Annotated in this window: 21 protein-coding genes; 9 read left to right on the forward strand and 12 right to left on the reverse strand. The window is 69.2% G+C overall.

What is annotated here, in order from left to right:
* Positions 1-21: 21 nt before the first annotated feature.
* From ACHAAJ_RS09330 to ACHAAJ_RS09340, 3 genes are all read right to left on the reverse strand, one after another.
* A complete protein-coding gene (locus ACHAAJ_RS09330; RefSeq protein ID WP_435727813.1) occupies positions 22-996 on the reverse strand; it encodes an alpha-ketoacid dehydrogenase subunit beta in 975 nt (324 codons plus the stop codon).
* A complete protein-coding gene (gene pdhA, locus ACHAAJ_RS09335) occupies positions 993-2,156 on the reverse strand; it encodes a pyruvate dehydrogenase (acetyl-transferring) E1 component subunit alpha (RefSeq protein ID WP_435727814.1) in 1,164 nt (387 codons plus the stop codon). Before pdhA ends, ACHAAJ_RS09330 begins: the two co-directional genes overlap by 4 nt.
* 120 nt (positions 2,157-2,276) lie before the next feature.
* The gene (locus tag ACHAAJ_RS09340; protein ID WP_435727815.1) at positions 2,277-3,398 is read right to left on the reverse strand and encodes a histidinol-phosphate transaminase; all 1,122 of its coding nucleotides are present in this window, start codon (positions 3,396-3,398) and stop codon (positions 2,277-2,279) included.
* 151 nt (positions 3,399-3,549) lie between these two features.
* Between ACHAAJ_RS09340 and ACHAAJ_RS09345 the strand changes: the two genes are divergently transcribed.
* From ACHAAJ_RS09345 to ACHAAJ_RS09365, 5 genes are all read left to right on the forward strand, one after another.
* Positions 3,550-4,953 (forward strand): MFS transporter, encoded by a 1,404-nt coding sequence (locus tag ACHAAJ_RS09345; protein WP_435727816.1) that lies wholly within the window; start codon positions 3,550-3,552, stop codon positions 4,951-4,953.
* Position 4,954: 1 nt separating this feature from the next.
* Positions 4,955-7,171, forward strand: a complete 2,217-nt coding sequence (locus ACHAAJ_RS09350) for a molybdopterin oxidoreductase family protein (RefSeq protein WP_435727817.1) — start codon at positions 4,955-4,957, stop codon at positions 7,169-7,171.
* Positions 7,168-8,712 (forward strand): FAD-dependent oxidoreductase, encoded by a 1,545-nt coding sequence (locus ACHAAJ_RS09355; RefSeq protein WP_435727818.1) that lies wholly within the window; start codon positions 7,168-7,170, stop codon positions 8,710-8,712. The genes ACHAAJ_RS09350 and ACHAAJ_RS09355 overlap by 4 nt, the downstream gene beginning before the upstream one ends.
* A gap of 141 nt (positions 8,713-8,853) precedes the next feature.
* Positions 8,854-11,565: an AMP-binding protein gene (locus tag ACHAAJ_RS09360; protein WP_435727819.1), complete on the forward strand. Its 2,712-nt coding sequence runs from the start codon at positions 8,854-8,856 to the stop codon at positions 11,563-11,565.
* A gap of 32 nt (positions 11,566-11,597) precedes the next feature.
* Positions 11,598-12,002, forward strand: a complete 405-nt coding sequence (locus tag ACHAAJ_RS09365) for a phage holin family protein (RefSeq protein ID WP_435727820.1) — start codon at positions 11,598-11,600, stop codon at positions 12,000-12,002.
* On the opposite strand, the gene ACHAAJ_RS09370 is transcribed toward ACHAAJ_RS09365, so the two are convergent.
* Together ACHAAJ_RS09370 and ACHAAJ_RS09375 are read right to left on the reverse strand one after the other, a co-directional pair.
* Complete coding sequence (locus tag ACHAAJ_RS09370; protein WP_435727821.1) at positions 11,971-13,392, reverse strand: hypothetical protein; 1,422 nt, start codon at positions 13,390-13,392, stop codon at positions 11,971-11,973. The two genes, ACHAAJ_RS09365 and ACHAAJ_RS09370, sit on opposite strands and share 32 nt — an antisense overlap.
* Positions 13,389-13,730 carry a hypothetical protein gene (locus ACHAAJ_RS09375; protein WP_435727822.1) on the reverse strand — a complete coding sequence of 114 codons (342 nt, stop codon included), beginning with the start codon at positions 13,728-13,730 and terminating at the stop codon, positions 13,389-13,391. Before ACHAAJ_RS09375 ends, ACHAAJ_RS09370 begins: the two co-directional genes overlap by 4 nt.
* Before the next feature lie 193 nt (positions 13,731-13,923).
* Here ACHAAJ_RS09375 and purB point away from each other — a divergent pair, with 193 nt between their 5' ends.
* Together purB and ACHAAJ_RS09385 are read left to right on the forward strand one after the other, a co-directional pair.
* Positions 13,924-15,330 carry an adenylosuccinate lyase gene (gene purB, locus ACHAAJ_RS09380; protein ID WP_435727823.1) on the forward strand — a complete coding sequence of 469 codons (1,407 nt, stop codon included), beginning with the start codon at positions 13,924-13,926 and terminating at the stop codon, positions 15,328-15,330.
* A gap of 49 nt (positions 15,331-15,379) precedes the next feature.
* Entirely contained in the window at positions 15,380-16,426 is a 1,047-nt protein-coding gene (locus ACHAAJ_RS09385; protein ID WP_435727824.1) for an FUSC family protein, read from the forward strand.
* Positions 16,427-16,438: 12 nt separating this feature from the next.
* On the opposite strand, the gene ACHAAJ_RS09390 is transcribed toward ACHAAJ_RS09385, so the two are convergent.
* Positions 16,439-16,825 carry a DUF2695 domain-containing protein gene (locus ACHAAJ_RS09390; RefSeq protein ID WP_435727825.1) on the reverse strand — a complete coding sequence of 129 codons (387 nt, stop codon included), beginning with the start codon at positions 16,823-16,825 and terminating at the stop codon, positions 16,439-16,441.
* Between the two features lie 223 nt (positions 16,826-17,048).
* On the opposite strand from ACHAAJ_RS09390, the gene ACHAAJ_RS09395 reads away from it, so the two are divergent.
* On the forward strand, positions 17,049-17,615 hold the full coding sequence (locus tag ACHAAJ_RS09395; RefSeq protein WP_435727826.1) for a DUF488 domain-containing protein: 567 nt from the start codon (positions 17,049-17,051) through the stop codon (positions 17,613-17,615).
* A complete protein-coding gene (locus tag ACHAAJ_RS09400) occupies positions 17,615-17,827 on the forward strand; it encodes a hypervirulence associated TUDOR domain-containing protein (protein WP_435727827.1) in 213 nt (70 codons plus the stop codon). The genes ACHAAJ_RS09395 and ACHAAJ_RS09400 overlap by 1 nt, the downstream gene beginning before the upstream one ends.
* Positions 17,828-17,894: 67 nt before the next feature.
* Here the strand turns inward: ACHAAJ_RS09400 and ACHAAJ_RS09405 are convergent, their stop codons facing one another.
* The 6 genes from ACHAAJ_RS09405 to ACHAAJ_RS09430 form a co-directional block, all read right to left on the reverse strand.
* Positions 17,895-18,668 carry an SRPBCC family protein gene (locus tag ACHAAJ_RS09405; protein WP_435727828.1) on the reverse strand — a complete coding sequence of 258 codons (774 nt, stop codon included), beginning with the start codon at positions 18,666-18,668 and terminating at the stop codon, positions 17,895-17,897.
* Positions 18,669-18,798: 130 nt separating this feature from the next.
* Positions 18,799-19,194 carry a hypothetical protein gene (locus tag ACHAAJ_RS09410; protein ID WP_435727829.1) on the reverse strand — a complete coding sequence of 132 codons (396 nt, stop codon included), beginning with the start codon at positions 19,192-19,194 and terminating at the stop codon, positions 18,799-18,801.
* A 91-nt stretch (positions 19,195-19,285) separates the two neighbouring features.
* Positions 19,286-20,494, reverse strand: coding sequence for an aminotransferase class I/II-fold pyridoxal phosphate-dependent enzyme (locus ACHAAJ_RS09415; protein ID WP_435727830.1), 1,209 nt, complete (start codon positions 20,492-20,494; stop codon positions 19,286-19,288).
* 67 nt (positions 20,495-20,561) lie between these two features.
* Complete coding sequence (locus ACHAAJ_RS09420) at positions 20,562-20,996, reverse strand: hypothetical protein (protein ID WP_435727831.1); 435 nt, start codon at positions 20,994-20,996, stop codon at positions 20,562-20,564.
* Between the two features lie 176 nt (positions 20,997-21,172).
* Positions 21,173-22,738: a BCCT family transporter gene (locus ACHAAJ_RS09425; RefSeq protein WP_435727914.1), complete on the reverse strand. Its 1,566-nt coding sequence runs from the start codon at positions 22,736-22,738 to the stop codon at positions 21,173-21,175.
* A gap of 101 nt (positions 22,739-22,839) precedes the next feature.
* Positions 22,840-23,781 carry a flavin reductase gene (locus ACHAAJ_RS09430; RefSeq protein WP_435727832.1) on the reverse strand — a complete coding sequence of 314 codons (942 nt, stop codon included), beginning with the start codon at positions 23,779-23,781 and terminating at the stop codon, positions 22,840-22,842.
* Positions 23,782-23,907 lie beyond the last annotated feature (126 nt).

Raw genomic sequence — 23,907 nt, forward strand, 5'->3', positions numbered from 1 at the left:
TGTGGGCGGACGGCGGAAAGGTCAGAAGCTGAAGGAGCGGTCCAGCGCCTCGAGCAGCTTGTCGATGTCGGGGAGGTACTGCTCCTCGACCTTCGAGACCGGGTAGGGCATGTGGAAGCCGCCGACGCGGATCGCCGGGGCCTCCATGGACAGGAAGGCCCGCTCCGAGACGCGGGCCGCGACCTCGCCGCCGATGCCGCCGAACGTCGGGGCCTCGTGCGTGACGATCAGGCGGCCGGTCTTCTCGACGGACGCGACGACCGTGTCGAAGTCGATCGGGCTGATCGAGCGCAGGTCGATGACCTCCACCTCGCGGCCGTCCTCGGTGGCGGCCTCCGCCGCGGCGAGGGCGACCGGAACCAGCGGCCCGTAGGTGACGATCGTGGCGTCGGTGCCCTCGCGGACCACCTGGGCGGAAAACGCGTCGGGTGCGGGGTTCTCGGTGTCCACCTCGCCCTTGAGCCAGTAGCGGCGCTTCGGCTCGAAGAAGATGACCGGGTCCTCGCAGGCCGCGGCCTGCTGGATCATCCAATACGCGTCGTTCGCGTTGGACGGGCTGACGATGCGCAGGCCGGCGGTGTGCGCGAACAGCGCCTCCGGCGACTCCGAATGGTGTTCGATCGAGCCGATGCCGCCGCCGTACGGGATGCGGATGACCACCGGGGCGCCCAGCCGGCCCTCGGAGCGGGCGCGCATCTTGGCAAGCTGGGTGGTGATCTGGTTGAACGCGGGGAAGACGAAGCCGTCGAACTGGATCTCGGCGATCGGCGCGTAGCCGCGCAGGGCCAGCCCGATGCTGGTGCCGACGATCCCGGACTCGGCCAGCGGGGAATCGACGACGCGGTCCTCGCCGAAATCGGCCAGCAGTCCCTCCGTGACGCGGTAGACCCCGCCGAGCCGCCCGATGTCCTCCCCGATCAGCAGGGACTTCGGGTTGTCCTCGAGCACGCGGCGCAGGCCGGCGGTGATCGCCTTCGCGATGGTCATGGAGGTCATCGGCCGGACTCCTTAGTGGAGGCGTCGGTGAAGCCGGCCTCGTAGTCGAGGTGCCAGCGCAGCTCCTCCTGGATCAGCGGATGGGCCTCGGCGTAGACGTTGCGGAAGGACTTCTCGAGTGGCGGCGCCTCGAAGGCGAGGGCCTCGCGGCGCACGCGGGCGGCCATGGCGTCTCCGTCGGCGGAGACCCGCGCGAAGAACGCGTCGTCGGCCTGCCCCTCGGCGCGCAGGTGCTTCTCGAGCCGGGTCAGCGGATCCTTGGCGATCCACGGCTCCTCGTCCGCGCTGAGTCGGTACTTGGTGGGATCGTCCGCCGTCGTGTGCGCGCTCATGCGGTAGGTGTGGGCCTCGATCAGGACCGGTCCCCCTCCCCGGCGGGCGCGCTCCAGCGCCCAGCGCGTCACGGCGAGCACCGCGAGGACGTCGTTGCCGTCCACCCGGACCCCTGGGAAGCCGTAGCCGTGGGCGCGCTGCGCCAGCGGGACCTGCGACTGGACGCTGAACGGGACGGAGATGGCCCACTGGTTGTTCTGGCAGAAGAACACCACCGGGGCCTTGTAGCTGGCCGCGAACACCATGGACTCGTGGACGTCGCCCTCGGAGGACGCGCCGTCCCCGAAATAGGCCACGACGGCGGTGCCCTCCTTCTCCAGGCGGTCGCTGTCCCAGCCGGCCTGGTCGCGCTTGACGCCCATGGCGTAGCCCGTGGCGTGCGGCGCCTGGGCGGCGAGCACCATCGTGTACATGTGGAAGTTGTTTTCCCGCGGGTCCCAGCCGCCGTTGGAGATCCCGCGGAAGATCCGCAGCATCTGCGGGAAGTCGACGTCGCGGGTGAGGGCGACCCCGTGCTCGCGGTACGTGGGGAAGATGTAGTCGTTGGGGCGCGTCGCCCGGCCGGAGCCGATCTGCGCGGCCTCCTGGCCGCGGAGCGGGACCCACAACGCCAACTGTCCCTGCCGCTGGAGCGCCGTGGCCTCCTCGTCGAACCGCCGGGTCAGCGCCATGTCGCGGTAGAAACTCCGCAGCGTCTCGGCGTCCACGTCCGCAACGTAGGGCGAATAGTCCGCGTCGAAGCCGACCGAACCGTCCGGGCCCAGCAGTTGGACCATGCCGGCCTCGCCGGTGGCCGACTCGGTGGTTTCCTGCCCTGTGGACGTCATGCGCCGCTGCCCTTCGCTTGAAATATGCCTGGTCGGGAATGCATTCCCGACCAGGCATATGACGGAACCGTTTCCTCCAGCCTACTGGCCGTCCGGGACCGTCCCCCGTTCTGTTACCAACTAGGAAAGGGTCGGCCGGTTTGGATAGTTGCTACAAAGCTCGAGGAAACGGGTGTTGGCCTCCGGCTCGCCGATGCTGACCCGCACGCCCTCGCTGCCGAACGCGCGCACCGACAGCGCGCGTTCCGCGGCAAGCCGGGCAAACTCCTCCGTATCGGCGCCCAGGTTCAGCCAGACGAAGTTGCCCTGGGCGTCCGGAACGTCCCACTGCAGCTCGCGCAGTCCGCGCACGACGCGTTCCCGCTCGTCGACCAGGCTTTGTACCCTTTCGACAACATCGCCGAAATTCTCGACCGACGCGACGGCTGCCTTCTCCGCGAGCGACGAGACGGCGAACGGCGTCGCCATCACCCGCAGGTGCCGCGTGATCTCCGGGCGGGACACCGAATAACCGACGCGCAGGTTCGCCAGCCCATGCGCCTTGGAGAAGGTGCGCAGGACGACGACGTTCGGGTGCCGGCGGTAGACGTCGATCCCGTTGACGGCGTCTTCGGCGCGGACGAACTCGTTGTACGCCTCGTCGATGACCACCAGGACGTTGCGGGGGACCGTCGCGAGGAAGCCCTCCACCTCCGCCGTCGTCAGGATGGGACCGGTCGGGTTGTTCGGGGTGCACAGGAGCACCACCGACGTGCGGTCGTTGACGGCCGCGGCCATGGCGTCCAGGTCGTGGCGCCCGTCGGCGAGCAGCGGGACCTTGACGGAATCCGCGCCGGTGGCGCCGACGCAGATGGGATAGGCCTCGAAGGAGCGCCAGGCGTAGACGACCTCGTCCGCGACGCCGTCGTCGTTCTGGCCCGCGAAGGTCAGCAGGATCTGGGTGAGGGCGCCGAGGCTGCCGGCACCGGTGACGACGTCCTCGGCCGGGACGTCGAGGAAACCCGCCAGGGCGTCGCGCAGCTTCGTTGCCACGGGATCGGGGTAGCGGTTGTAGTCGACGCCGTCCTTGATGGCGGCCAGGACGGCCGGCACCGGGGGCATGGGGTTTTCGTTCGAGGAAAGCTTGTACGCGGACAGCCCCTCGACGGCCGCTGGCGGCTTGCCGGCGGCGTACTTGGGCAACACCTCGAGCACGGGGCGGGGCTGCACCTCGTTGGGCGCGACGGAATTCTCTGAAGTCATGGCCCCAGCCTAACGCCGCACGGCCTTCCTCACGGGAGCGCAGAACGGCGGTGAGAAACCATTTCGCCAAACGCAACACGGGCCGGCGCTGCCCGAAACGCGGCGTTGGCAGGCTGGGGCCAAACGAATCCAGACCAAGTGGAGGTTCCGAATGGGTCCCGCCGAGCAACTCACAGCCCGCACCCGGGCACAGCCCCCCGTCCTGGCCATGCGCCCCGGACGGTGGATCGACAACTGGAACGCCGAGGACTCGCACTTCTGGGAGGCGATCGGCCGCGACACGGCGCGCGTGAACCTCAAGTGGTCGATCTTCTGCGAGTTCCTGGGTTTCGTGGTGTGGCAGCTCTGGTCGATCGTGGCCATCTACCTTCCGGCGGCGGGCTTCGAGCTGACCACCGGACAGATCTTCTGGCTCATCTCCATGCCGAGCCTGGTCGGAGCGACCCTGCGAATCCCCTACACCTTCATGGTCGCCCGGTTCGGCGGCCGGAACTGGACGGTGGTCTCGGCGCTTCTGCTGCTCATTCCGGCAGGGGGGCTGGCCTGGGCGGTCTCGGATCCGACCACGCCGTTCTGGATGATGCTCACCCTCGCCGGCCTGGCCGGCTTCGGCGGCGGCAACTTCGCCAGCTCGATGGCGAACATCACCTACTTCTATCCGGCTCGGGAAAAGGGCTGGGCGCTGGGACTGAACGCCGCGGGCGGGAACCTGGGCGCCGCCGTCGCGCAGTTGATCGTCCCGCTGGCCGTGACGGCGTTCGCCGCCGGCGCGTTGAACCTGCCGATGGCCGGGCTCTTCTGGATCCCGTTCATCCTCTTCGCCGCGTGGGGCGCGCGCCACCACATGCACAACCTCAGCCACGCCAAGGGGGACGTCGCCGGGTCCCTCGCGGCGCTCAAGGAACCGCACCTGTGGATCATCGCCTTCCTCTACATCGGGACGTTCGGCTCGTTCATCGGCTTCTCCGCGGTCTTCCCAAAGCTCATCAAGGACACGTTCCCGGAGTTCTCCACCTTCGCCGTCGTCGGCGCCTCTTTGTCGCTCGCCTTCCTGGGCCCGCTGGTCGGTTCGCTCGCCAGGCCCCTCGGGGGCCGGCTCGCGGACCGGATCGGCGGGGCGCGCATCACGGTCACCGCGTTCGCCGTCATGGCGGCCATCACCCTGGCCGTCACGCTGACGCTTCCCGTGGGCAACTTCTGGCTGTTCCTGGGGCTGTTCATCCTGCTCTTCACCGCCAGCGGGATCGGCAACGGATCCACCTACCGGATGATCCCCACGGTTTTCGCGCTGCGCTCGGTCGGCAAGGCCCCGTCCACCCCGGAAGCGCTCTCGGTCTCGCCGGAGCGGCAGGCGTCCGCCGCCCTGGGGCTGGTCTCCGCGATCGGCGCGTACGGCGGTTTCCTCATCCCGCAGGCGCTCGGCGCCTCGGCCGGGGCCACCGGCGCCTACACGGCGGCCTTCGTCGGGTTCATCGCCGCCTACGTGCTGATGCTGGCGGTCACCTGGTTCTGCTACCTGCGTCCGGGCACGGCCTTCGCACGGCAGGGGGTGTAGCGTGCCGGCCTCCGCACCCACCCCGACGCATTGCCCGTATTGTGCCCTGCAGTGCGCCATGACAGTGACTCCGGTCGACGGCGGCGTCCCCGAGATCCGGGCACGGGACTTCCCCACCAATGGCGGCGCGCTCTGCCGCAAGGGGTGGTCCGCGGCCCAGCTGCTGGGCTCGCCGGAACGCATCACGCAACCCTTGCTGCGCGGTGACGACGGCGAGCTGCGCCCCGCCACGTGGGACGACGCGCTGGACGCCGTCGCCGACCGGGCGCGCGGCATCCGCCGGGACCACGGCGCGGACGCGGTGGCCGTGTTCGGCGCCGGCGGGCTGACCAACGAGAAGGCCTACCAGCTGGGCAAGTTCGCCCGGCTGGCCCTCGGGACCGCGATGATCGACTACAACGGGCGGTTCTGCATGTCCTCCGCGGCCGCCGCCGGCAACCGGGCGTTCGGCCTGGACCGCGGCCTGCCATTCCCGCTGACCGACCTCGGCCGCGCCGACGCCATCCTGCTCTTGGGCTCCAACGTCGCCGAGACCATGCCGCCGTTCGTCCGCCACCTGCAGGGCGCGCGAGACGCCGGCGGGCTGATGGTCGTCGATCCGCGCCGCTCCCCCACGGCCAAACTGACGGAAGACGGCGCCGGCTTGCACCTGATGCCCACCCCCGGAACGGACCTGCAGCTGCTGCTCGGCCTCGCCCACGTGGTGCTCACGGAGGGCCTGTCCGACGAGGCATACCTCGCCGATCGCACGGTGGGGCGGGACGCGATCGTGCGTTCCGTGGCTCCCTGGTGGCCCGAGCGCGTCCAGGCCAGCACCGGGATCCCCGCCGGCCTGGTCCGGGAGGCCGCGCACCGCCTCGCCGCCGCGGCCGAAACCGCGCGCTCCGGCGGTCCCGGCGTGTACATCCTCACCGGCCGCGGCGTGGAACAGCACGCCAACGGCACGGACACCACGACGGCGGCCATCAACCTGGCGCTGTTGCTGGGGCTTCCCGGCACGACGGCGGGCGGCTACGGCACGCTGACGGGGCAGGGCAACGGGCAGGGCGGGCGGGAGCACGGGCAGAAGTCGGACCAGCTGCCCGGCTACCGCAAGATCACGGACCCCGCGCACCGCGCGCACGTCGCCGCGGCCTGGGGCGTGGACGAATCGCTGATCCCCGGCCCCGGCGTTCCCGCCACCGAACTCCTGCACAGCCTGGGCCTGCCCGGCGGGCCGCGGATGCTGATGGTCCACGGCGCCAACGTCGCGGTGTCGGCGCCCGACGCCGGTCGCGTCATCGCCGGCCTGCGGCGGCTGGACTTCCTGGTGGTGTCCGACTTCTTCCTCTCGGAGACCGCGGCCGAGGCCGACGTCGTGCTGCCGGTCCTGCAGTGGGCCGAGGAGGAGGGCACCATGACCAACCTGGAAGGGCGGGTGCTGCGACGCCGCCGCGCCACCGAGCCGCCGGGTCAGGCGCGATCCGAGTTGTGGATCCTGTCCGAGTTGGCCCGGAGGCTCGATGCGCCCGGCCGCTACCCGGCCGACCCGCGCGAGGTGTTCGCCGAGCTGCGCGAGGCCTCCCGCGGCGGCCTCGCCGACTACTCGGGCATCAGCTACGAGGAGCTCGATGCCGGCGCGGCCGTGTACTGGCCGTGCCCGGACGGCACCGCGGACGCCGACGGGACCGGCAACGTCGTCGGAGCCGGCGGGACGAATGCCGCCGACGCGTCGCGCCTAAGCGGCACGCCGCGGCTGTTCCTCGAGCGCTTCGCCCACCCGGACGGGCGCGCCCGGCTCGTCCCGGTGCGGCTCTCCGCCCCGGCCGAGACGCTCAACGAACCCGGTTCCCTGACGCTGCTGACCGGCCGGCTGCTGGAGCACTACCAGTCGGGCGCGCAGACGCGGCGGGTGCCCGAGCTGGCGGCCGCGCGACCGGAGCCGCGCGCCGAACTCCACCCGTCCACCGCGCTGGCCCTCGGCGTGGCCGACGGCGACGCCGTCTCGATCAGCAACGATCGCGGCCGGGCCGTGGCCCGCGCGAGCCTGACCGCGGACGTGCGCCCGGACTGCGTGTTCCTGCCCTTCCACTTCGGCGGTGACGGCAGCGCGAACCTGCTCACCCCGGGCCTAACCGATCCCATCAGTTCGATGCCGGCGTTCAAGAACACGTCGGTGGTGGTGCGGGGCCTCCGGACCGCGGCGGAACCGCAGGCCATCCTGGCGGGTGCCCGATGAGCGCCCCGAAAAACACCGGAACCGTGGCCGGTTCCTCGGCAACCGGATCTCCGGAACGCCTCGTCGTCATCGGGTTCGGACCGGTGGCCGCGCGGTTGGTCGAGGAGCTCCTGCCGCGGGTCGCCGGCGGCGACATCGCCGTCACCGTCCTCGGCGCGGAACGCCACGCCGCGTACAACCGCGTCCTGGTGGCCGACGTCGGAACGGGACGCACCACGCCGGAGGCCGTCTCCCTCGCCGACGCGGCGGAACTCGCGGCCTCCGGGGTCGGCGTGCGACTGGGAACCACCGCGCTGCGCGTGGACCGGGCCCGCCGCACGGTGGCGGTGTCCGACGGTCCGCCGGTCCCCTACGACCGGCTGGTTTTCGCCACGGGAGCCCGTCCTACCATCCCCGTCCTGCGCGGGCTGGATTTCTCCCCGCACGGCGAGCCGTCGCTTCCGGACGGCGTCATCGCGCTACGCGGGCTCGACGACGCCGCCGCCCTGCTGACGGTCGTCCGATCCGCCGGCCGCGTGGTGGTGCTCGGCGGCGGCATCCTGGGAGTGGAGGCGGCGCTGGCGATCCGGGAGGCCGGCGCCTCGGCCACCCTGGTGCACCACGGCGACGTTCCGTTGGCCCGTTCCGTGGACCACGACGGTGGCCGGGTCCTCGCGGCCGCGCTGGGAGCCGCCGGCGTCGACGTGATCCCCCGGGCGAAGGCGGTCGGCGTGCGGCTGGAAGCCGGACACTTCGCCGGGCTGGAACTCGACGACGGTTCCGTGGTGCCGGGCGACCTGCTGGTGGTTTCCGCCGGAGTTCGCCCGCGGGCCGGCCTGGCCGAGGGATGCGGCCTGGTGGTCGAGCGTGGCATCCGGGTCGACGGGCAGCTGCGGGCGGACACGGAGGACCGGGTCTTCGCGATCGGCGACTGCGCCTCCGTGGAGGGGCGTCCGCCGAGCGGCCTGATCGGCCCGGGGTGGACGCAGGCGTCCTGGCTGGCGGGGTACCTTGCCGAGAATCCGCTGCGCCCCTCCGGTTCCGTCCCGGCAAAGCGTCCGGGCGTCCCCGCCGAGCGTCCCGGCGTCATCCTGCTCAAGGCCCGCGGGGTGGACCTCGCCGCGGCCGGTGGCGTCGCCGGCGGGCCGTGGGACGGCGGGCCCGAGCGCGTCAGCGTCTGGTCGGACCCGGAAGAGGGCCGCTACTGCAAGATGGTCACGGTGGGCGGCGTCCTGACGGGGTTTTTGGCGGTCGGGATGCCCCGGACGGCTGCGGAGCTGGTGCTGCTGTACGAGCGCGGAAGCGAGCTCCCGGCGGACCGCACCACGCTCTTCCGCCTCGACGACGCCGCACTGCCCGCCGCGGCACCTCCGGTAGGGGAGCACGACGTGCTCTGCCGCTGCAGCGGGGCGACCCACGGGGAGGTCACGGCCGCCGTGGACTCCGGCAGCGACTCGGTCGACGCCGTGGGTAGGGCCTGCCGGGCGGGGACGGGATGCGGCGGCTGCCGGGACCGGATCGAGGAGATGCTCGCGAGGGTGGCCGTTGCCGCGGCCAGATGAGGCGACAAATTACGACACATTGCCTTTGCGTTGTTCTTTCAGGTGCCCCTAAGCTCGTATCCTTGGATACGTCACCCGGCGGCGCGCCCGACGTCACTTCCATGCGCCCCTCCGCCGGATCCCCTTCCGGAAAGTCCGTCCATGAGCACGTCCGCCCTCACCCGCCCCGCGTCGGCAACCGTCGCACCCTTGGCCACCGCCGCGTCCCCGGGCCCCACCGAGCCGCCGCCCGCCACGCTCCGCGGAGTCCCCTTCGCGCAGCGCCTGGCGCACTTCGGCGCGCGCGCCGCCGTCGTGCTCCCGGACCGTACGGTGGACTACACGGAGCTCGCCCGACAGGTCGACGACGTGGCCGCGCGCCTGGGTCCGGATCCGCGGCTCGCGGTGCTCGCGGCGGACAACACGCTGGGCTCGCTAGTCGCGTATCTGGCGTGCCTCGCCACGGGACACCCGCTCGCCGTCGTCCCCGCGGACAAGCCCGAGACCCTCGAGGCGCTGGTCGCGGCCTACGCCCCGGACGTGGTCCTGCGCGGCGGCGGCGAAGCCACTCTGATCGAGGCACGGCACCCCGGGTCGGCACACGACCGGCACCCGGAGCTCGCCTTGCTCATGAGCACGTCCGGTTCGACGGGCTCACCGAAGCTGGTGCGCCTCTCCGCCGCGAACGTGCAGGCCAACGCGGAATCCATCGCCGAATACCTGCGCATCGGCCCCGGCGACCGCGCCGCCACCACGCTGCCGCTGTCCTACTGCTACGGTCTCTCGGTGGTCAATAGCCACCTCCTTCGTGGCGCGTCGCTCGTGCTCACCGAACTGTCCGTCGTGGACCCGTGCTTCTGGGAGGCGTTCCGGGCTGCGGGCGCCACGTCCTTCGCCGCCGTGCCGTACACGTTCGAGCTGCTGGAGCGCGTCGGGTTCGGGGCCATGGACCTGCCATCGCTGCGCTGTGTCACCCAGGCCGGGGGGCGGCTAGCGCCGGAGGTGGTGCGCCGGTACGCGCGCCTGGGCGCAGCCGACGGCTGGGAACTTTTCGTCATGTACGGGCAGACGGAGGCGACGGCGCGCATGGCGTACCTGCCACCACAGCTGGCCGCGGAGCGCCCCGACGCCATCGGCGTTCCGGTGCCGGGAGGGACCTTCCGGATCGAACCGGTGGACGGGCTGGAGGACGGCGAGCTGGTCTACAGCGGCCCCAACACGATGCTCGGCTACGCCGAATCCCCGGCGGACCTCGCCCTCGGCCGGGTCGTCGACGAGCTGCGGACCGGAGACCTGGCGCGCCTGGGCGACGACGGCCTCTACCGGATCGTCGGGCGGCGGAGCCGTTTCGTCAAGATCGTCGGGCTGCGGGTGGACTTGGGCCGGGTCGAGGCACTCCTGGCGGATCTGGGCGTGGACGCCGCCGCCACCGGCGCGGACGAACGGCTCGTCGTGGCCGCCGCCGGGGAGCATGACGGCGGCCTGCTCGCCAAGGACCTCGCCGGGCGGCTGGGGTTGCCCCGCCGTTCGGTCGCCGTGCATCCGGTCGTTGATCTTCCCCGGCTGTCGAACGGCAAGATCGACTACCCGGCGGTGCGGGCGCTGGACGCGCCCTTGTCCGCCCGCCCATGGTCGGCGGGCCCGTCCGACGCCGGATTCGGCTCCCGAGGCGGAGGTCCGGCGGCGCTCGGCCCAGCGGGCCCCGCTGCCGTCGCGTCCGGCCCCGAGGACGTCCGGTCCGTCTTCGCCGACACGCTCGACGTCGATCCACACTCTGTCAAGGACGGCGACTCGTTCGTCTCACTCGGGGGCGACTCGCTTTCCTACGTCGCCGCGTCCATCCGTCTCGAGCAGTTGCTGGGACACCTACCCGCGGATTGGCACGTCACTCCCGTCTCGCGCTTGGTACCGCTGTCGGCCCCGCCGGTGCCCGGGCGCCACCGGAACAGCGACATCGGTTCCGCGGCCGCCCGGGCGCTGCGGATGGCTCCCCTGGAATCCGGGATTGCGCTTCGGGCGGTCGCCATTGTGGCCATCGTTTCCTCGCACGTCGGCCTCTTGGATTTCCAGGGCACAGCACACGTGCTGATGGCCCTGTGCGGGTTCAATTTCGCGAGGTTCCACTTGGCCGGCGGCCGGCTGCCGCGACTGCGCCGGCAACTGGTCAGCCTGGCACGGATCGTCGTCCCGAGTGTCGCGTTCATCGGTGTTGCGGTGCTCGTCTCCCCGGACAAATACGAGTGGTACAACGTGGCGCTGCTCAACGCGTTCCTCGGGCCCACATCGATCGGCAACACCTGGAACTTCTGGTTCATCGAGCTCCTGGTGTACATCCTCGTGTGCATGGCGGCGCTGCTCGCGGTGCCGTGGGTCGATCGGACGGAGTGGCGGTTCCCGTTCGCGGTTCCGGTGGGGCTCCTGGCCATCGGGCTGGTCCCGCGATTCGGCATCCTGGACGTCCCCGCCCCGCACACCATGCCGGTGCTGTGGCTCTTCGCTTTGGGTTGGGCTGCGGCCCGGGCCCGGACCTTGCGGCACCGGCTCCTGCTCACTGCCATCGCCGCGGCCAGCACACCCAACTTCTTCGCGGACGACCCCTCCCGGAACGCCGTGATCCTCGCCGGAATCCTGGTCATGGTCTGGGTCCCCGTCTTCCATTTGCCCGCACTCCTCCACCGGCCGATCGGCGTGCTTGCGATGGCGTCCGTCTACGCCTATCTGGCGCACTGGCTGATCTATCCGCCGCTCGTGCACCATGGTGCGGCGTTGGCCGTCGCGGCGTCGCTGGTCGGAGGCATCGCGTATTGGGCAGTCTCATCGCGTGCGATGCGCCGTCTCGAGAGATTTGCCGCGCGGGCGCGGCCCACGGCCTGACGGTCGCGCCCGCGGTGTGTCAGGATGGGCGCATGTTCAGCTTCATAGTCCGCGTCATCGTCAACGCCCTCGCTCTGGCCGCGGCAGCGTGGCTCCTGCCCGGCATCACCGTCGGGTCCGAAGCCACCGCCGAAGCCACGGGAAACGACACGGCCGGGATCATCCTCGCGTACCTCTTCGTCGGGTTGATCTTCGGACTCGTGAACGCGGTGGTGCGGCCGATCATCGGCTTCCTGTCCCTGCCGATCACGTGCCTGACGCTGGGCCTGTTCGCGATCGTCATCAACGCGGGCATGCTGATGCTGACCTCGTGGATCGCCGATTTCACCCCGATCGGCTTCAACGTGGCGAGCTTCTTCTGGGACGCCATCCTGGGATCGATCATCATCAGCGTCGTCTCCGCGGTCATCGGCTGGGTGGTCCCTGGCCGCGACTAGTGCCTCGGCGCCGGCCGGGGGCGCCGCCGTTGGGGACTCCGCCGACCGGGGCGCGCCCGAGGCGAACGGTGTGCACGGTGGCCACAGCCGCTCCGGCGAACACCGTTCCGAGGGCCGCCCGCGCCTCCACCACCGCAGGGTCCTCCGAGTCCGCCAGCGCACCTGTTTGTTGGGCGTAGTTGCCCAGCCCGTGTGCCGCGCCGAAGCCGCCCGCCGCCCTGTCCGTCTCCGGAGCGTAACCGTCGAAGTACACGGTGACCTGGTTGCGCCCGTTGGGATTCGTGGCTCCGTCCGTCCCCGGCACCGGGTCGTCCACGTGCTCGAGCTGCAGGCCGCGCACCTGCGAAGGCAGCGGGGTCCCGCCCACAGGCGATCCGGCGGTGACAACGTATTCGACGTCGTAGGCCCCGGAAACGCGCGGATCGACCGCGAGGTTCGCGGCGTGGATGCCGCCTTGGCTGTAGCCCGTGAGGACCAGCCGATCCCCCGGTTCTGCTCCGACAAGTTCCAGCGCCTCCAACGCCCCGGCGGCCACGTGCTGGCTCCCGAGTCCCATGCCCTCCACCACGCCACCCCCGTCCCACGGGTTGGTTCCCTCCGCGCCGGACTCCGACTGTGTTCCCGGCAGCGTCAGCACGTGCACCGTACCCCGATCGGTGGCGACGGTGGTCACCAGCATCGCGCCATGACCGGAACGCCCGGGTTCGGCATCCGCCTGGAGGGCCAGCAAGTCGTCCATGCCGCCCCGGAACGGCACGCCCGAGCGCGAGGAATGTCCGCGGATCTCCAACGGCGCGACGCTCACCCACTCCAGGTCCGTGGCCACACCCGCGATCCGCGGGTAGAGCCGCTCCGCCACGGTGGTCTCGAACAACCCCCCGTGCGCCCGGTCGCGCAGCTTGCCGAACTGCGCAGCGACGGGATACGAGGCGGGGAACAGAATCGGCAGGATCGTGCCGACGAGCGCCGGCGACTGGTTGATGAGGTCCTCGGTCGTCGCGGTCCTGGGCCGGAATCCGTTGGTCTGCAGGTCGTGCGCCAGGATCAGCGGGAGCACGGCGGCGCGGGCCTCGTTGACCAGGCGGCGCACCCGCTGTTCGGTCTCCTCGTAGACCACGCGGCTCCGCTCGACGGCCTCGCCCAGGATGCCGGCCTGCGCCTGGGCGCCGCGGACCAGCAGCGATGCCCGCCGGAGCTGCCATTCCGCCGTCGCCGCCAAGGCGGCGTCCTCCGATGCCGCCAGCATCGCCAGGGACAGGAGCGAACCGTCGAGGCAGCCCGCGGCCTCGCCCAAGTCCGACGCCGTGCGGCCCAGAAACGTCCGCGCGCGCTCGAGCTCCGCCAGGCTGAAGTCCGCGCTGGCGACTCCGCCGCTGCTTCGGGCACTCATCGGGGTCCTGCCCCTCCCCATTCCGGCAACCCCATGCCCGGCAACAACGGCCTGGTGGCCGATTCGACCACCTGTTCGGCCGCCGCCGTCAACGCCAGATTGCGCAGGCTCCGGAGGGCAGCCGCCAAGACCCGCGCCTGTTGAACGTCATGCCGGGCCCCGTCCACGCTGCCGGACAGGAGCAGCAGCTCCGCTTGCAGCAGGGCCAGCTGCCGGTGGAATGCCACGCCCGCCGGGGAGACCCAGTCCAGCCCGTGCAGCTCCCCGAGGCTCCGCCGGGCGGCGGCAACGTACTCGTCCGCCTGCAGGGCGCGCCGCTCCATGTCCTCCCAGACCATGTCGTTCCATTCCCCGCCCATTGCCCTTGCCCGCCCCTCCGTCGGCCGTTCGAACCGGTCATCCCACGCTAGAAGGCCACGGACCGCCGCACTCGGCGACCACCCGAAATGTGGATCGCGCCATCCGGGGCGGTCGTGTGGAGGGCATGACACCGACTCTCGACGACGCCGCGGATCGTGGAAGAATGGCCGCATGGCTGATTCCGCGCGCACTTCCCTCGCTTCCGAACCCCTCGCCCTTGGCGCCCTCGACGGGCGCTACCGCGCCGCCGTCGCACCGTTGGTCGACTACCTGTCCGAGGCGGCCCTGAACCGGGACCGGGTGCATGTGGAGGTCGAGTGGTTCATCCACCTGACCGGCCAGTCCGTGCTGCCCGGCACGGAGCCGCTGACCACCGAACAGGTCGAGGGACTGCGCCGGATCGCCACCGACTTCGACGCCGCATCCGTCGCCGAACTCGCCGAGATCGAGGCCGTCACCGTCCACGACGTCAAGGCCGTGGAATACTATATCGGGCGTCGACTCGGAGGCCTCGGGCTCGAGCACCTGACCCCGCTGGTGCACTTCGGATGCACCTCCGAGGACATCAACAACCTCTCCTACGCCGTCGGCGTCCAGGGCGCCGTCGAGGACGTCTGGCTGCCGGCCGCGCGCACGCTCGTGGAACAGATCGCGGCGATGGCCGGGTCCACCCGCGAGATCCCGATGTTATCCCGCACCCACGGACAGCCGGCCACGCCGACGACCCTCGGCAAAGAGCTCGCCGTCGTCGCGTGGCGTCTGGGCCGCCAGCTGGACCGCATCGCCCGAACGGAGTTCCTGGGCAAGATCAACGGCGCCACGGGCACGTACGCCGCGCACTATGCGTCGGTGCCGTCGGCGGACTGGCAGGAGGTCGCCCGCACGTTCGTCGAGGGGCTCGGGCTTTCCTGGAACCCGCTGACGACGCAGATCGAGTCGCACGACTGGCAGGCCGAACTGTATGCCGACGTCGCCCGGTTCAACCGCATCCTCCACAACTTCTGCACGGACGTGTGGAGCTACATCTCGATCGGCTACTTCGCGCAGATCCCGGTGGCCGGTGCCACCGGTTCCTCGACGATGCCGCACAAGATCAACCCGATCCGCTTCGAGAACGCCGAGGCCAACCTCGAGATCTCCAACGGCCTGCTGGACACGCTGGGCGCGACGCTGGTGACCAGCCGGTGGCAGCGCGACCTCACCGACTCCTCCTCTCAGCGCAACATCGGCACCGCGTTCGGCCACTCACTGCTGGCGATCTCCAACGTCGCCAAGGGACTGGACCGCCTGGACGTCGCCTCGCAGGTGCTCGCCGAGGACCTCGACCAGAACTGGGAGGTGCTCGGCGAGGCCATCCAGATGGTCATGCGCGCCGAGGCCGTCGCAGGCGTCGAGGGCATGGAGAACCCGTACGAGCGGCTCAAGGACCTTACGCGAGGGCACCGGGTCGACGCCGCGCGGATGAAGGAGTTCGTCGGGGGACTCGGGCTCTCCGATGGCGCGCGCGAGCGCCTGCTGCGGTTGACCCCCGCCACGTACCACGGCATCGCGCCGGACCTGGTCGACCACCTGAAGTAGCGCATCCCAGGAGTTGTCTGCGCGGGACGCCGGTGACACAGTGGGCCGAATGAAGATCTCCGAACGCATGCGCCACGCGATGGGCGAACGCACCCTGCTGGCCGGCAAGGTGGCCCTGGCCGCGGGTACCGCTTGGGTTCTGGCGCCGTTCATGCCGGGCGTGGCCGCGGAGTTCCCGTACTACGCCCCCCTCGGCGCGGTCATCACCATGCACCCGACCTTCGTGCATTCGTTCCGGGTTGGTCTCGAGACCCTGCTGGGCATCGTATTGGGAATCCTTCTGGCGGGGGCGTTCGTCCTGCTTTCCGTGCCCCCGCTGGCCGGAATCATGTTGGTCACGGGCGTCGGGGTCTTGCTCGGCGGGCTTCCCCGCGTGGGCGCCGGTCGCGACTACCTTCCCATCTCCGCCCTGTTTGTGCTGGTGCTCGGTGGCGGCGACGCCGACGGCTACTCTTTTGGATACCTCGTCCAGATGGGGCTCGGGATACTGGTGGGGATAACGGTGAACTTCGTCGTGTTTCCGCCACTCCGCACGGCGACGGCAACGTTGGATCTGGAGCAGTTCCGGCAACGGCTGGCACGCGACCTGGACGCCATCGCCGACGACGTCGGCGACCGATGGCCGCCCGATGTGGACGTGTGGCACCAAAGGGCACAGGCCCTGCTCGACGACTCGCGACGTGTTCGGGCGGGACTGGACCTTGGCGGCGAGAGCGCCCGGGGGAATCCGCGGGCCAAGCTACTCGGCATCGACCAGAGCGACGACTACGTCACCATGAACGCCTTGGACAGCGTCTCCTTCCAGGTGCACGACCTCACGGAGCTCCTCGTCGGTCCGCTTGTCGGCGAGGGCCTGGACGGAGACTTGCCCGAATCCTTCCGCAGGCTGGTGGCCCGGTGCCTCCGCGACGCGTCGGCGCGCACGGCGGCGGACGGCGAGACGCCGGACGACGCCCCGGAGACGGGGCAGGAGCCGTTCGTCGAACTCGAGGAATGGCTGGTGTCCGAGCCGGCGGCCGGGTCAGACAACTTTCAGGTCCAAGGGTCGGTGGCGAAATGCCTGCACCGAATCCGGGACGCCCTGCACAAGGTGTAGCCCACCGCCGTTTCACCGCCATCGCCCGCGCCGAATGCGTACCCAGAGGCAGCACGGCTGGGTGGAGCCACGCCGAACGCCGTGGCATTCCGGCACCGGGTTCATGACGAAATCGCCGTTCTCGTCGACCGAAACGTGTCTCGGGTTCGGTTGGAACGCATTGAGGAAGACCTCGCACTCGCAGCAGCAGGCGCCCATTCGGGCCAACCGTCGCAGCAGGGCCGTCGACCGGGGAGCCGCCTCGTCACGGTACCTTTCCGTGAACGCGTGTCCCCGGCATCCGAAATCGAGCATCCTGTACAGGTAGCACAGTAGGCACTCCCGCGCTCGTGGACTGGTGAGTTCCGCGGACAGGGACCGCAGTTCGCCCTCCAGGTTGTTGATGTCCAGCTCACCCATGTTTCCGCTCCCTTCGCCGGCGGCTGGTCGTCGCCGTTGCCAGTGAGCATGGCAAGCCTGTTACCTCTCCGGGAATGCTGGCCCCCATTTGTGGATGACGCGGACGTCGTGCCTTCTGTGGAGGCGATACCGGTCGGAAACAGGGGGAGCCCAGATGGCGACAACCACACCCGGCGTCGGGCACCCTGTGTAAGACTGCGACGCGCGAAAGGCACTCAGGACGATGACGTCGAAGTGGCCGGGGACCATGTGGACGATCGGGCATTGGACCTGCCCGCAGGAGGCCGTGGCCAGCACGCTTGCGGCCGCCGAAATCACGCTGTTGGCGGATGTGCGCAAGATGCCGGGCTCGCGTCGGAGCCCGCAGTTCGACGCCGGGGAGATGTCTTCATGGTTGGCGGCGTCCGGGGTCGAATACCTGCACCTGACCGAGCTCGGGGGCCGGCGTCCGCGCCAACGCGGGATCGACCCGGTCGTCAACGGCGGCTGGCACAACGCGAGCTTCAAGAACTACGCGGACTACACGCTCACGCCGGAGTTCGAGCAGGGACTCGAGCGGCTCACCCGTCTGGCCGAAAACCGGAACGTCGTCGTGATGTGCGGCGAACCGATGCCGTGGCGGTGCCACAGGTTGCTCATCTCCAACGTACTGGCCGCCCGTGGGTGGCGGGTGGTGCACCTGACCGTCAACGGCCGGCCGCGCGAACACGAGTTCGGACAATGGGGAGCGACGCCAACGGTGGGCCGCGACGGCGTCGTCACCTATCCTGTCGGCGAGGAGGAAGCCTGATGAGCAGCAAATTCAAGGTAGGGGACCACGTGAGCTGGAATTCGGAGGCGGGACGGGTTTCGGGCACGATCACCAAGATCCACGTCAAGGACTTTCAGTACAAGGGACATCAACGGCACGCAAGCCCCGATGACCCGCAGTACGAGATCGAAAGCGATAAAACCAGCCACGTCGCCGCCCACAAGGAAGAAGCGCTTCGGAAGCTGAAGTAGGCGGAAGGGCCGGGCGCCGATACCGGAAATCGTGTCCGGTATCGGCGCCGCCGACGCAACGTCCCGACTACCGCGGCGTCGTGCCCCGGGGGTCCGTGGTGGGAGGCAGTTTTGCCTCCTCGCCCGGTCCGACCACGGTGATGCCCGCGGCGGGGTCCGTTTCCTCCACGACGACCGGGTCCGGGGCGACGACCGGCGTCACTGGCGGAACCGTGGCCGGCGTCGTGCTTTGGTCCGCGCCCGACTTCTTGCCCGATGCCGCTGCGGCGGCACCTGCGGCCGCTGCGACCCCGAGCCCGACCGCCGCGGCGGTTCCGGACACGCCGGCCTTGCCGCTGTCGCCGCGCGACGCGGCGGCGTCCTGCACCCCGGGGGTGGCGCCGGCTCCCTCGTTGATGGTTCCGCGCCACGCGCCGCTCGCGTAGCCCTCGGACTCGATGAACTCCTTGAAGCGGACGAGGTCCCCCTCCGCCTGCTTCTCGACGACATTGAGCTTGTCCCCGATCTTCTCGACCAGGCCTTCGGGATCGTATTCGAGGGAAAGCCGCACGGACGTCTGCCCGCCGCCGACGTCCTCGAACGTCACCACCCCCGCGTTGGTGGCGCCTTCCGTCGCGGCCCACGCGACTTTTTGGTCGGGGACCTGCTCCACGATCCGGGCTTCCCACTGCCGGCGGACCCCGCCGATCTCCGCGATCCACTCCAGGCGGTCGTCGCCGAGTTGCGTCACTTGCTTGATCGCGCCCATGAATTGGGGAAAGTCCTCGAACTGGGTCCACTGGTTGTAAACCGCGCTCACGGGCATGTTCACCATGATCTGCTTCTCAATCCTCGTGCTCACGACGTCTCCTTTGGCTAGATCCGGAATGAAACTGGGTGGCCCTGGCCACGCCGGAGACGCTACCGCCTGCTCCCACCCGTTGCCAGACAAGGAACCCGCGGTTTTCGAATCCGCCGTAACCGCCGCTTCCCTACTGCTGTTGCCCGAAGATGAACGCCTCGGCGTGCACGACGGCCTTCCGGAACGAGTCGTTCCGTAGCGCTGTATCGTCGGCGTCTTCGACGTATTGCGTGAAACCGGGCCGCAGCGCCCAAATCCCGCCGGCCGGCGGAAGGTAGAAGACAGCGAACGTCCGGTGCTCGCTCCCGTCTTCCCACACCGGCACGACGGCGACCGCCGCCCCGGTGTCGACGTTGATCCATTGCGCGCGCGGCCGCGGTTGGTTCTCGTCGTAGACACTGGGGTCCAGAAATGGTGCCGTGCCCGGGCCCCAACGCTCCTCAAACCGCTCATGAAACACGGGGAAGAGGTTGTCGTCGTAGCGGCGCCATCCGCCGCGGTCGCCGTCGCTGCGTCCACCGAACATTTTGGTCTCCTGTTCTTTCCGGCCGTCCGTGTGGCTTCAGAAAGAAATTGCATCGCGCGGCCGGACTTGTCAAGACCCTCGTATACGGCTGTCACCGCCGTCGTTCCTGGAACCTCACGATGCGTTCGACGGCCTCCAGCACGGCCTTCTGGCCCGCGGCGAAGCTCAGCCGCACAGCGCGGCGCCCGCCCACCGCGTCGAAATCAGCGCCCGGAACCAGCGCCACCCCCTCGCTTTCGAGCAGCGCGGCGCAGTACGCCGTCGAGTCCTCGAAGCCCTCCAACGCCGCACCCAGGTCGGCGTAGAGGTAGAAGGCACCGTCGGCGGGTGCCGCGTCTCCCCAGCCCAAACGCTCGAGGTTCGCCAGAAGGGCCGCGCGGGTGGCCGCGAACTCCGCGACGAAGGCCTCCGCCTCGGCGTACGCTCCCTCGCCGAACGCCTCGATCGCCGCGTACTGCGCAGGGGCCGGCGGGCACAGCGCCACGTTGCCGGCCAGCGCGTCGACCGTGGACACCAGATCGTCCGGGACGATCGCCCAGCCGAGCCGCCAGCCGGTCATCCCCCAGTACTTGGAGAAACTGGAGATGACCACCGCGCTGCGGTCCAGCTCCCACGCGCACACGCCGCGGGCGTCCTGTGTCCCAGCGTCCGCGTAGGTGATTCCGTGGTAGATCTCGTCGCTGACCAGTCGGGCGCCGCGCTCGGTGCACCACGCGGAGAGCGCGGCAAGTTCGGGGCGCGAGACCATGGTTCCGGTCGGGTTGGCGGGCGACGCGAGTACCAGTCCGGACAGCGGGCCGTGTTCGCGTTCGGCGGCGTCGAGCAACGCGGGCGTGGGTTGGTATCGGGACCCCGGTCCGCAGTCCACCTCGACGACATCGACACCCAGTGCGCGCAGGATGTTGCGGTAGGCGGGGTAGCCGGGACGGGCCAGCGCCACGCGGTCCCCCGCGTTGAAGGCGGACAGGAACGTGAGCATGAACGCGCCGGACGACCCGGTGGTGACCGCGACGTTGTGGGCGTTGACCTCGAGGCCGTACCAACTGCGGTAATGCTCCGCGATTGTCGTCCGCAGGACGGCGAGTCCCAGCGCCGGTGTGTAGGTCAGCGGCGTCCGCGAGGCATGGATGGCCTCCGCCCGCTCCGAGACGGCCGTAGGTGCTCCACCGCTCGGCTCGCCCGCGCACAGGGACACGACGTCGCGCCCCTGTGCCCGAAGTTCCGCGACCCGCTGGAGGATGTCCATCACCTGGAAGGCGGGAACCTGTGCGCGGCTGGCGACGGTGGGTTGGGGTTTCACGGAGGCACTCCTGCGGCAGAACGGCGGCGGTCGCCTCCAGCTTTCCACACCCGCCCCGCGTCACCGGTCATGCCCAGAGCCGCTTGTGTTTGTGTGCCCCCGCGGGCCTCTCGTTTCCCGAGCGCAGCCACAAGTCGCACGCCGCCGTGGAACCACGCACCACCTCGTGGCACCACGGCACCCCGTCGACCGGCTTGTGGCACGAGCAATATCCGGTCGGGTCCCAATTGGGCTCGTTGGGTCGATGAACGGAGAAAACAAGTTCCCGGTCCGTGCCGACGCCGGCGGCGAGGAGTCTCTCGATCAGGGTGGTGTCCTTGGACGCGGCGTACGTCCGGTAGAGGCCGGCTAGCTCCAACTGGCCTCCGGCGCCGTGGTTTCGCCACATGCGGTAGACGTAGCAGACGAGGCACTCGCGATGCTTCGGCGCCTTCTGGGCCAGGGGCAGTTCCGCGAGCACCTCCCGCAGTCCCACTTCGGTTGAATGGTCCTGATCTGTCATGGTTTCTCCCTTCCACGACCATGATCCCGGCAGGACGCGCCCGGTGAAGCGGGATACCGGTGATTATGGAAGGTCCGACCCTGCCCGGCTCCTGTGAAGGGAGACTCTCAGCCGCTCCCAACGCATGACGAAAGCGGGCGGGGGCCGATGCCCCCGCCCGCTTTCCTGATACCCGCCTAGCAGAGCCGCCGGTCGGCGTCATCTCCGGAATCAGCCGGTGCACCAGCGTCGGATCGCACTCGGACGTGGGTCTGGAACTCGGGATCCCTGCGGATCTCCAGGATCAGGGAAACCCCGAGCAGCCCGACAATGATCGTGAACGGCAGTGCGGAGAGCATCGCAGCCTGCTGGAGTGCGGTGAGCCCACCGACGATCAGCAGGAGTACGGCACAGGCGCCGGTCAGCACGCCCCACAAAGTCAGGACGGGCTTGGTTGGGCTCAACGCGCCCCTTGAGGAGAGCATGCTCAGGACGTACGTGTTCGCGTCCGCGCCGGAGATGAAGAACAGCGCAACGAGTAGCACGGTGACCACGGCGGTCAGCTCCGGCACCGGAAGCTGGTCCAGCATCGAGAAAAACGCTGAATTGATGTTCGCCGTCGTCGCCTCGCCGATACCGGCGCCGTCCATGTCCATCTTGATCGCCGATCCCCCGAAGATCGTGAACCACGCGAAGAACACGAGACTGGGAACACCGAGCACGCCGGCCACGAACTGGCGAACCGTGCGACCCTTGGAGATCTTGGCGAGGAAGACGCCGACGAAGGCGCCCCAACTGAGCCACCAAGCCATCATGAAGTACGTCCACCACTGCATCCACTGCAGGTCATCGGCCGTCGACGGAGTGTACAGGCTCGTGGAGAAGAAGTCGCTGGCGTATAGCCCCACGGAACGGAAGAACAGGTTGGTGATGAAATTCGTGGGTCCGGCAATGAGTACGTAAATCGCCAAAGCGACCGACAGCCCCATGGTGATCTGGCTGATGTACTTGATTCCACGATTGACTCCAGAGAGCGCCGACAGCGTGAAGAGGGCCGTGATCACGGCGATGATGCCGATCTGAACGGGAAGGGTGGTGGGCAACCCAAGGATCCGATTCAGCCCCTCTGCGATCTGCGATGCTCCCAGGCCGAGCGAAGTGGTGGTGCCGAACAGAGTGGCGATGATCGCGAAGATATCGATCGCCTTACCGAACCATCCGTCAACGAGCTTTCCCAGCACGGGCCGGAGCATCGGCGAAACCAAGCCGGGGCGGCCTTTGCGATGGGTCGAGTATCCAATGGCCAGGCCGAAGACACCGAAAATTGCCCAAGCGTGCGGACCCCAATCGAAGAAACTGAACTGCATGGCCCGCACGGCGGCATCCATGGTTTCCGGATCGGCAAGGGCATGAGGCGGTGCCATGTAGTGGGAGATAGGTTCGGCCACGCCGTAACTAATGAGGCCAATGCCCATGACCGCGGACAGAATCATGGCCAGCCACGCCCAAGTGCTGTACTCCGGGCGGCTGGTGCTTGATCCAAGCCGGATGGTCCCGTAGCGGCCAAGGGCCATGTACAGGAGCAATCCGATGCACATCAGGGGGACGACCAGGTAGCTCCAACCCACCGATGCCGCAGCCCAGTTCATGCTGGTTGTCATGACGGAACCGAGGCTGTCAGGCGATACCGCTGCCCAGACGACGAACGCGACGATAAGTCCGACTGAGAGTAGGAGTACCGCCCCGGGCCCGCTCCGCGGCACGAGTCGGGGCGTGCGGGGTTGGGGTGGAGCTGAAGGATCGAGTTGTTGCACCACGGGTTTCTCCTTTTTCCTGCGATCGGAGGGCCCGCGGGCCCAACGGCTCAAATTTGGGTGAGGTTGTCGCTGTCAAAGAAGCGACCGGCCTTGTAAACGATGGGGCTTGCTCCGGTGACCTCCGCGTGGCGGACGCGACAAATGAACACTGTGTGGGTCGTCGCCTGAAAGCGCTCGCGAATCTCCGCCTCGAGCGACGCCGGGGAACCGTCGATGAGCGGACTTCCGTGCGGACCGGCGTGCCAGTCGACCACCGCGAACTTGTTCGCGGATTTAGAAGCGAATGTGGCGACAGTCTCCCGCTGTTCGGTGCCCAGGATGTTGATGCCCAGGTGGGTGGCCGCATGTAGCGCAGGGTAGGTGGATGACGTCTTCTGAATACAAACCATCACCAGCGCGGGATCCAAGGAAACGGACGCGTAGGAATTAACGGCCAGTCCCTTCGGAACGCCGTTTTCCTGCGTGGTCACGACCGTGACGCCCGTGATGAACTGACGATTGAACGTCTTCATGATCTCGGGGTCCGGATCCCCCGACAGATCGTCGACGACGAGTTCGTCGGGCGTCCGAGCATCGCGCAGGTGGCGCACGCCAAGGCTGTTGAGCAGCTCGGAACCGTCCCAGGTGACCTCCTCGCGATCGATGCGGCCATCGACCAGGGTCACGTGGTTGCACCCCCTGGTCTCAACCCGCTTGTTCGTGGCGGGAACACCGAGGAAGGGCTCGGTGTGGGTTCCCGTCGTCGTCCAGAAGATCGCGGCCGCGTTTCCCTCGGTCACGACGGCGTCGATGGTCGTAGCGAGGTCCGGGAAGCCCGCACGGACCGAAAGAATCTCGTCCTGCAGTTGCGCGAGGGTGGATGACTGGCCGCTGGCCCGGCTGACGCGCACGTAGTCGGGGGTCACGACGGACTGCAGGGCAGCGACGTCGCCGAGATCCCATGCCTGCCGCCAAACGGTAGTAAGTGTGGATTTGAGTTCCTGTTGCATGGCACTAAAGGTAACGCACCTCACACAGCCGCGTCAACGACAGAGGTACTTATTATGTTGAATCCCTTGTTCTAGGGGATTTTGAGGCGAATCAATCCGCCGCTCTTGACGGACTCCCCACCGGGA

Source organism: Arthrobacter arnarulunnguaqae (genome assembly GCF_051262515.1).
In the GTDB taxonomy this organism is placed as follows: Bacteria; Actinomycetota; Actinomycetes; order Actinomycetales; family Micrococcaceae; genus Arthrobacter_N.

What these genes read in the sequence shown, in the direction of transcription:
- ACHAAJ_RS09330 (WP_435727813.1), bottom strand. Translation starts at nt 996, where the DNA reads ATGACCTCCATGACCATCGCGAAGGCGATCACCGCCGGCCTGCGCCGC.
- pdhA (WP_435727814.1), bottom strand. Translation starts at nt 2,156, where the DNA reads ATGACGTCCACAGGGCAGGAAACCACCGAGTCGGCCACCGGCGAGGCC.
- ACHAAJ_RS09340 (WP_435727815.1), bottom strand. Translation starts at nt 3,398, where the DNA reads ATGACTTCAGAGAATTCCGTCGCGCCCAACGAGGTGCAGCCCCGCCCC.
- ACHAAJ_RS09345 (WP_435727816.1), top strand. Translation starts at nt 3,550, where the DNA reads ATGGGTCCCGCCGAGCAACTCACAGCCCGCACCCGGGCACAGCCCCCC.
- ACHAAJ_RS09355 (WP_435727818.1), top strand. Translation starts at nt 7,168, where the DNA reads ATGAGCGCCCCGAAAAACACCGGAACCGTGGCCGGTTCCTCGGCAACC.
- ACHAAJ_RS09360 (WP_435727819.1), top strand. Translation starts at nt 8,854, where the DNA reads ATGAGCACGTCCGCCCTCACCCGCCCCGCGTCGGCAACCGTCGCACCC.
- ACHAAJ_RS09365 (WP_435727820.1), top strand. Translation starts at nt 11,598, where the DNA reads ATGTTCAGCTTCATAGTCCGCGTCATCGTCAACGCCCTCGCTCTGGCC.
- ACHAAJ_RS09370 (WP_435727821.1), bottom strand. Translation starts at nt 13,392, where the DNA reads ATGAGTGCCCGAAGCAGCGGCGGAGTCGCCAGCGCGGACTTCAGCCTG.
- ACHAAJ_RS09375 (WP_435727822.1), bottom strand. Translation starts at nt 13,730, where the DNA reads ATGGTCTGGGAGGACATGGAGCGGCGCGCCCTGCAGGCGGACGAGTAC.
- purB (WP_435727823.1), top strand. Translation starts at nt 13,924, where the DNA reads ATGGCTGATTCCGCGCGCACTTCCCTCGCTTCCGAACCCCTCGCCCTT.
- ACHAAJ_RS09385 (WP_435727824.1), top strand. Translation starts at nt 15,380, where the DNA reads ATGAAGATCTCCGAACGCATGCGCCACGCGATGGGCGAACGCACCCTG.
- ACHAAJ_RS09390 (WP_435727825.1), bottom strand. Translation starts at nt 16,825, where the DNA reads ATGGGTGAGCTGGACATCAACAACCTGGAGGGCGAACTGCGGTCCCTG.
- ACHAAJ_RS09395 (WP_435727826.1), top strand. Translation starts at nt 17,049, where the DNA reads ATGACGTCGAAGTGGCCGGGGACCATGTGGACGATCGGGCATTGGACC.
- ACHAAJ_RS09400 (WP_435727827.1), top strand. Translation starts at nt 17,615, where the DNA reads ATGAGCAGCAAATTCAAGGTAGGGGACCACGTGAGCTGGAATTCGGAG.
- ACHAAJ_RS09410 (WP_435727829.1), bottom strand. Translation starts at nt 19,194, where the DNA reads ATGTTCGGTGGACGCAGCGACGGCGACCGCGGCGGATGGCGCCGCTAC.
- ACHAAJ_RS09420 (WP_435727831.1), bottom strand. Translation starts at nt 20,996, where the DNA reads ATGACAGATCAGGACCATTCAACCGAAGTGGGACTGCGGGAGGTGCTC.
- ACHAAJ_RS09430 (WP_435727832.1), bottom strand. Translation starts at nt 23,781, where the DNA reads ATGCAACAGGAACTCAAATCCACACTTACTACCGTTTGGCGGCAGGCA.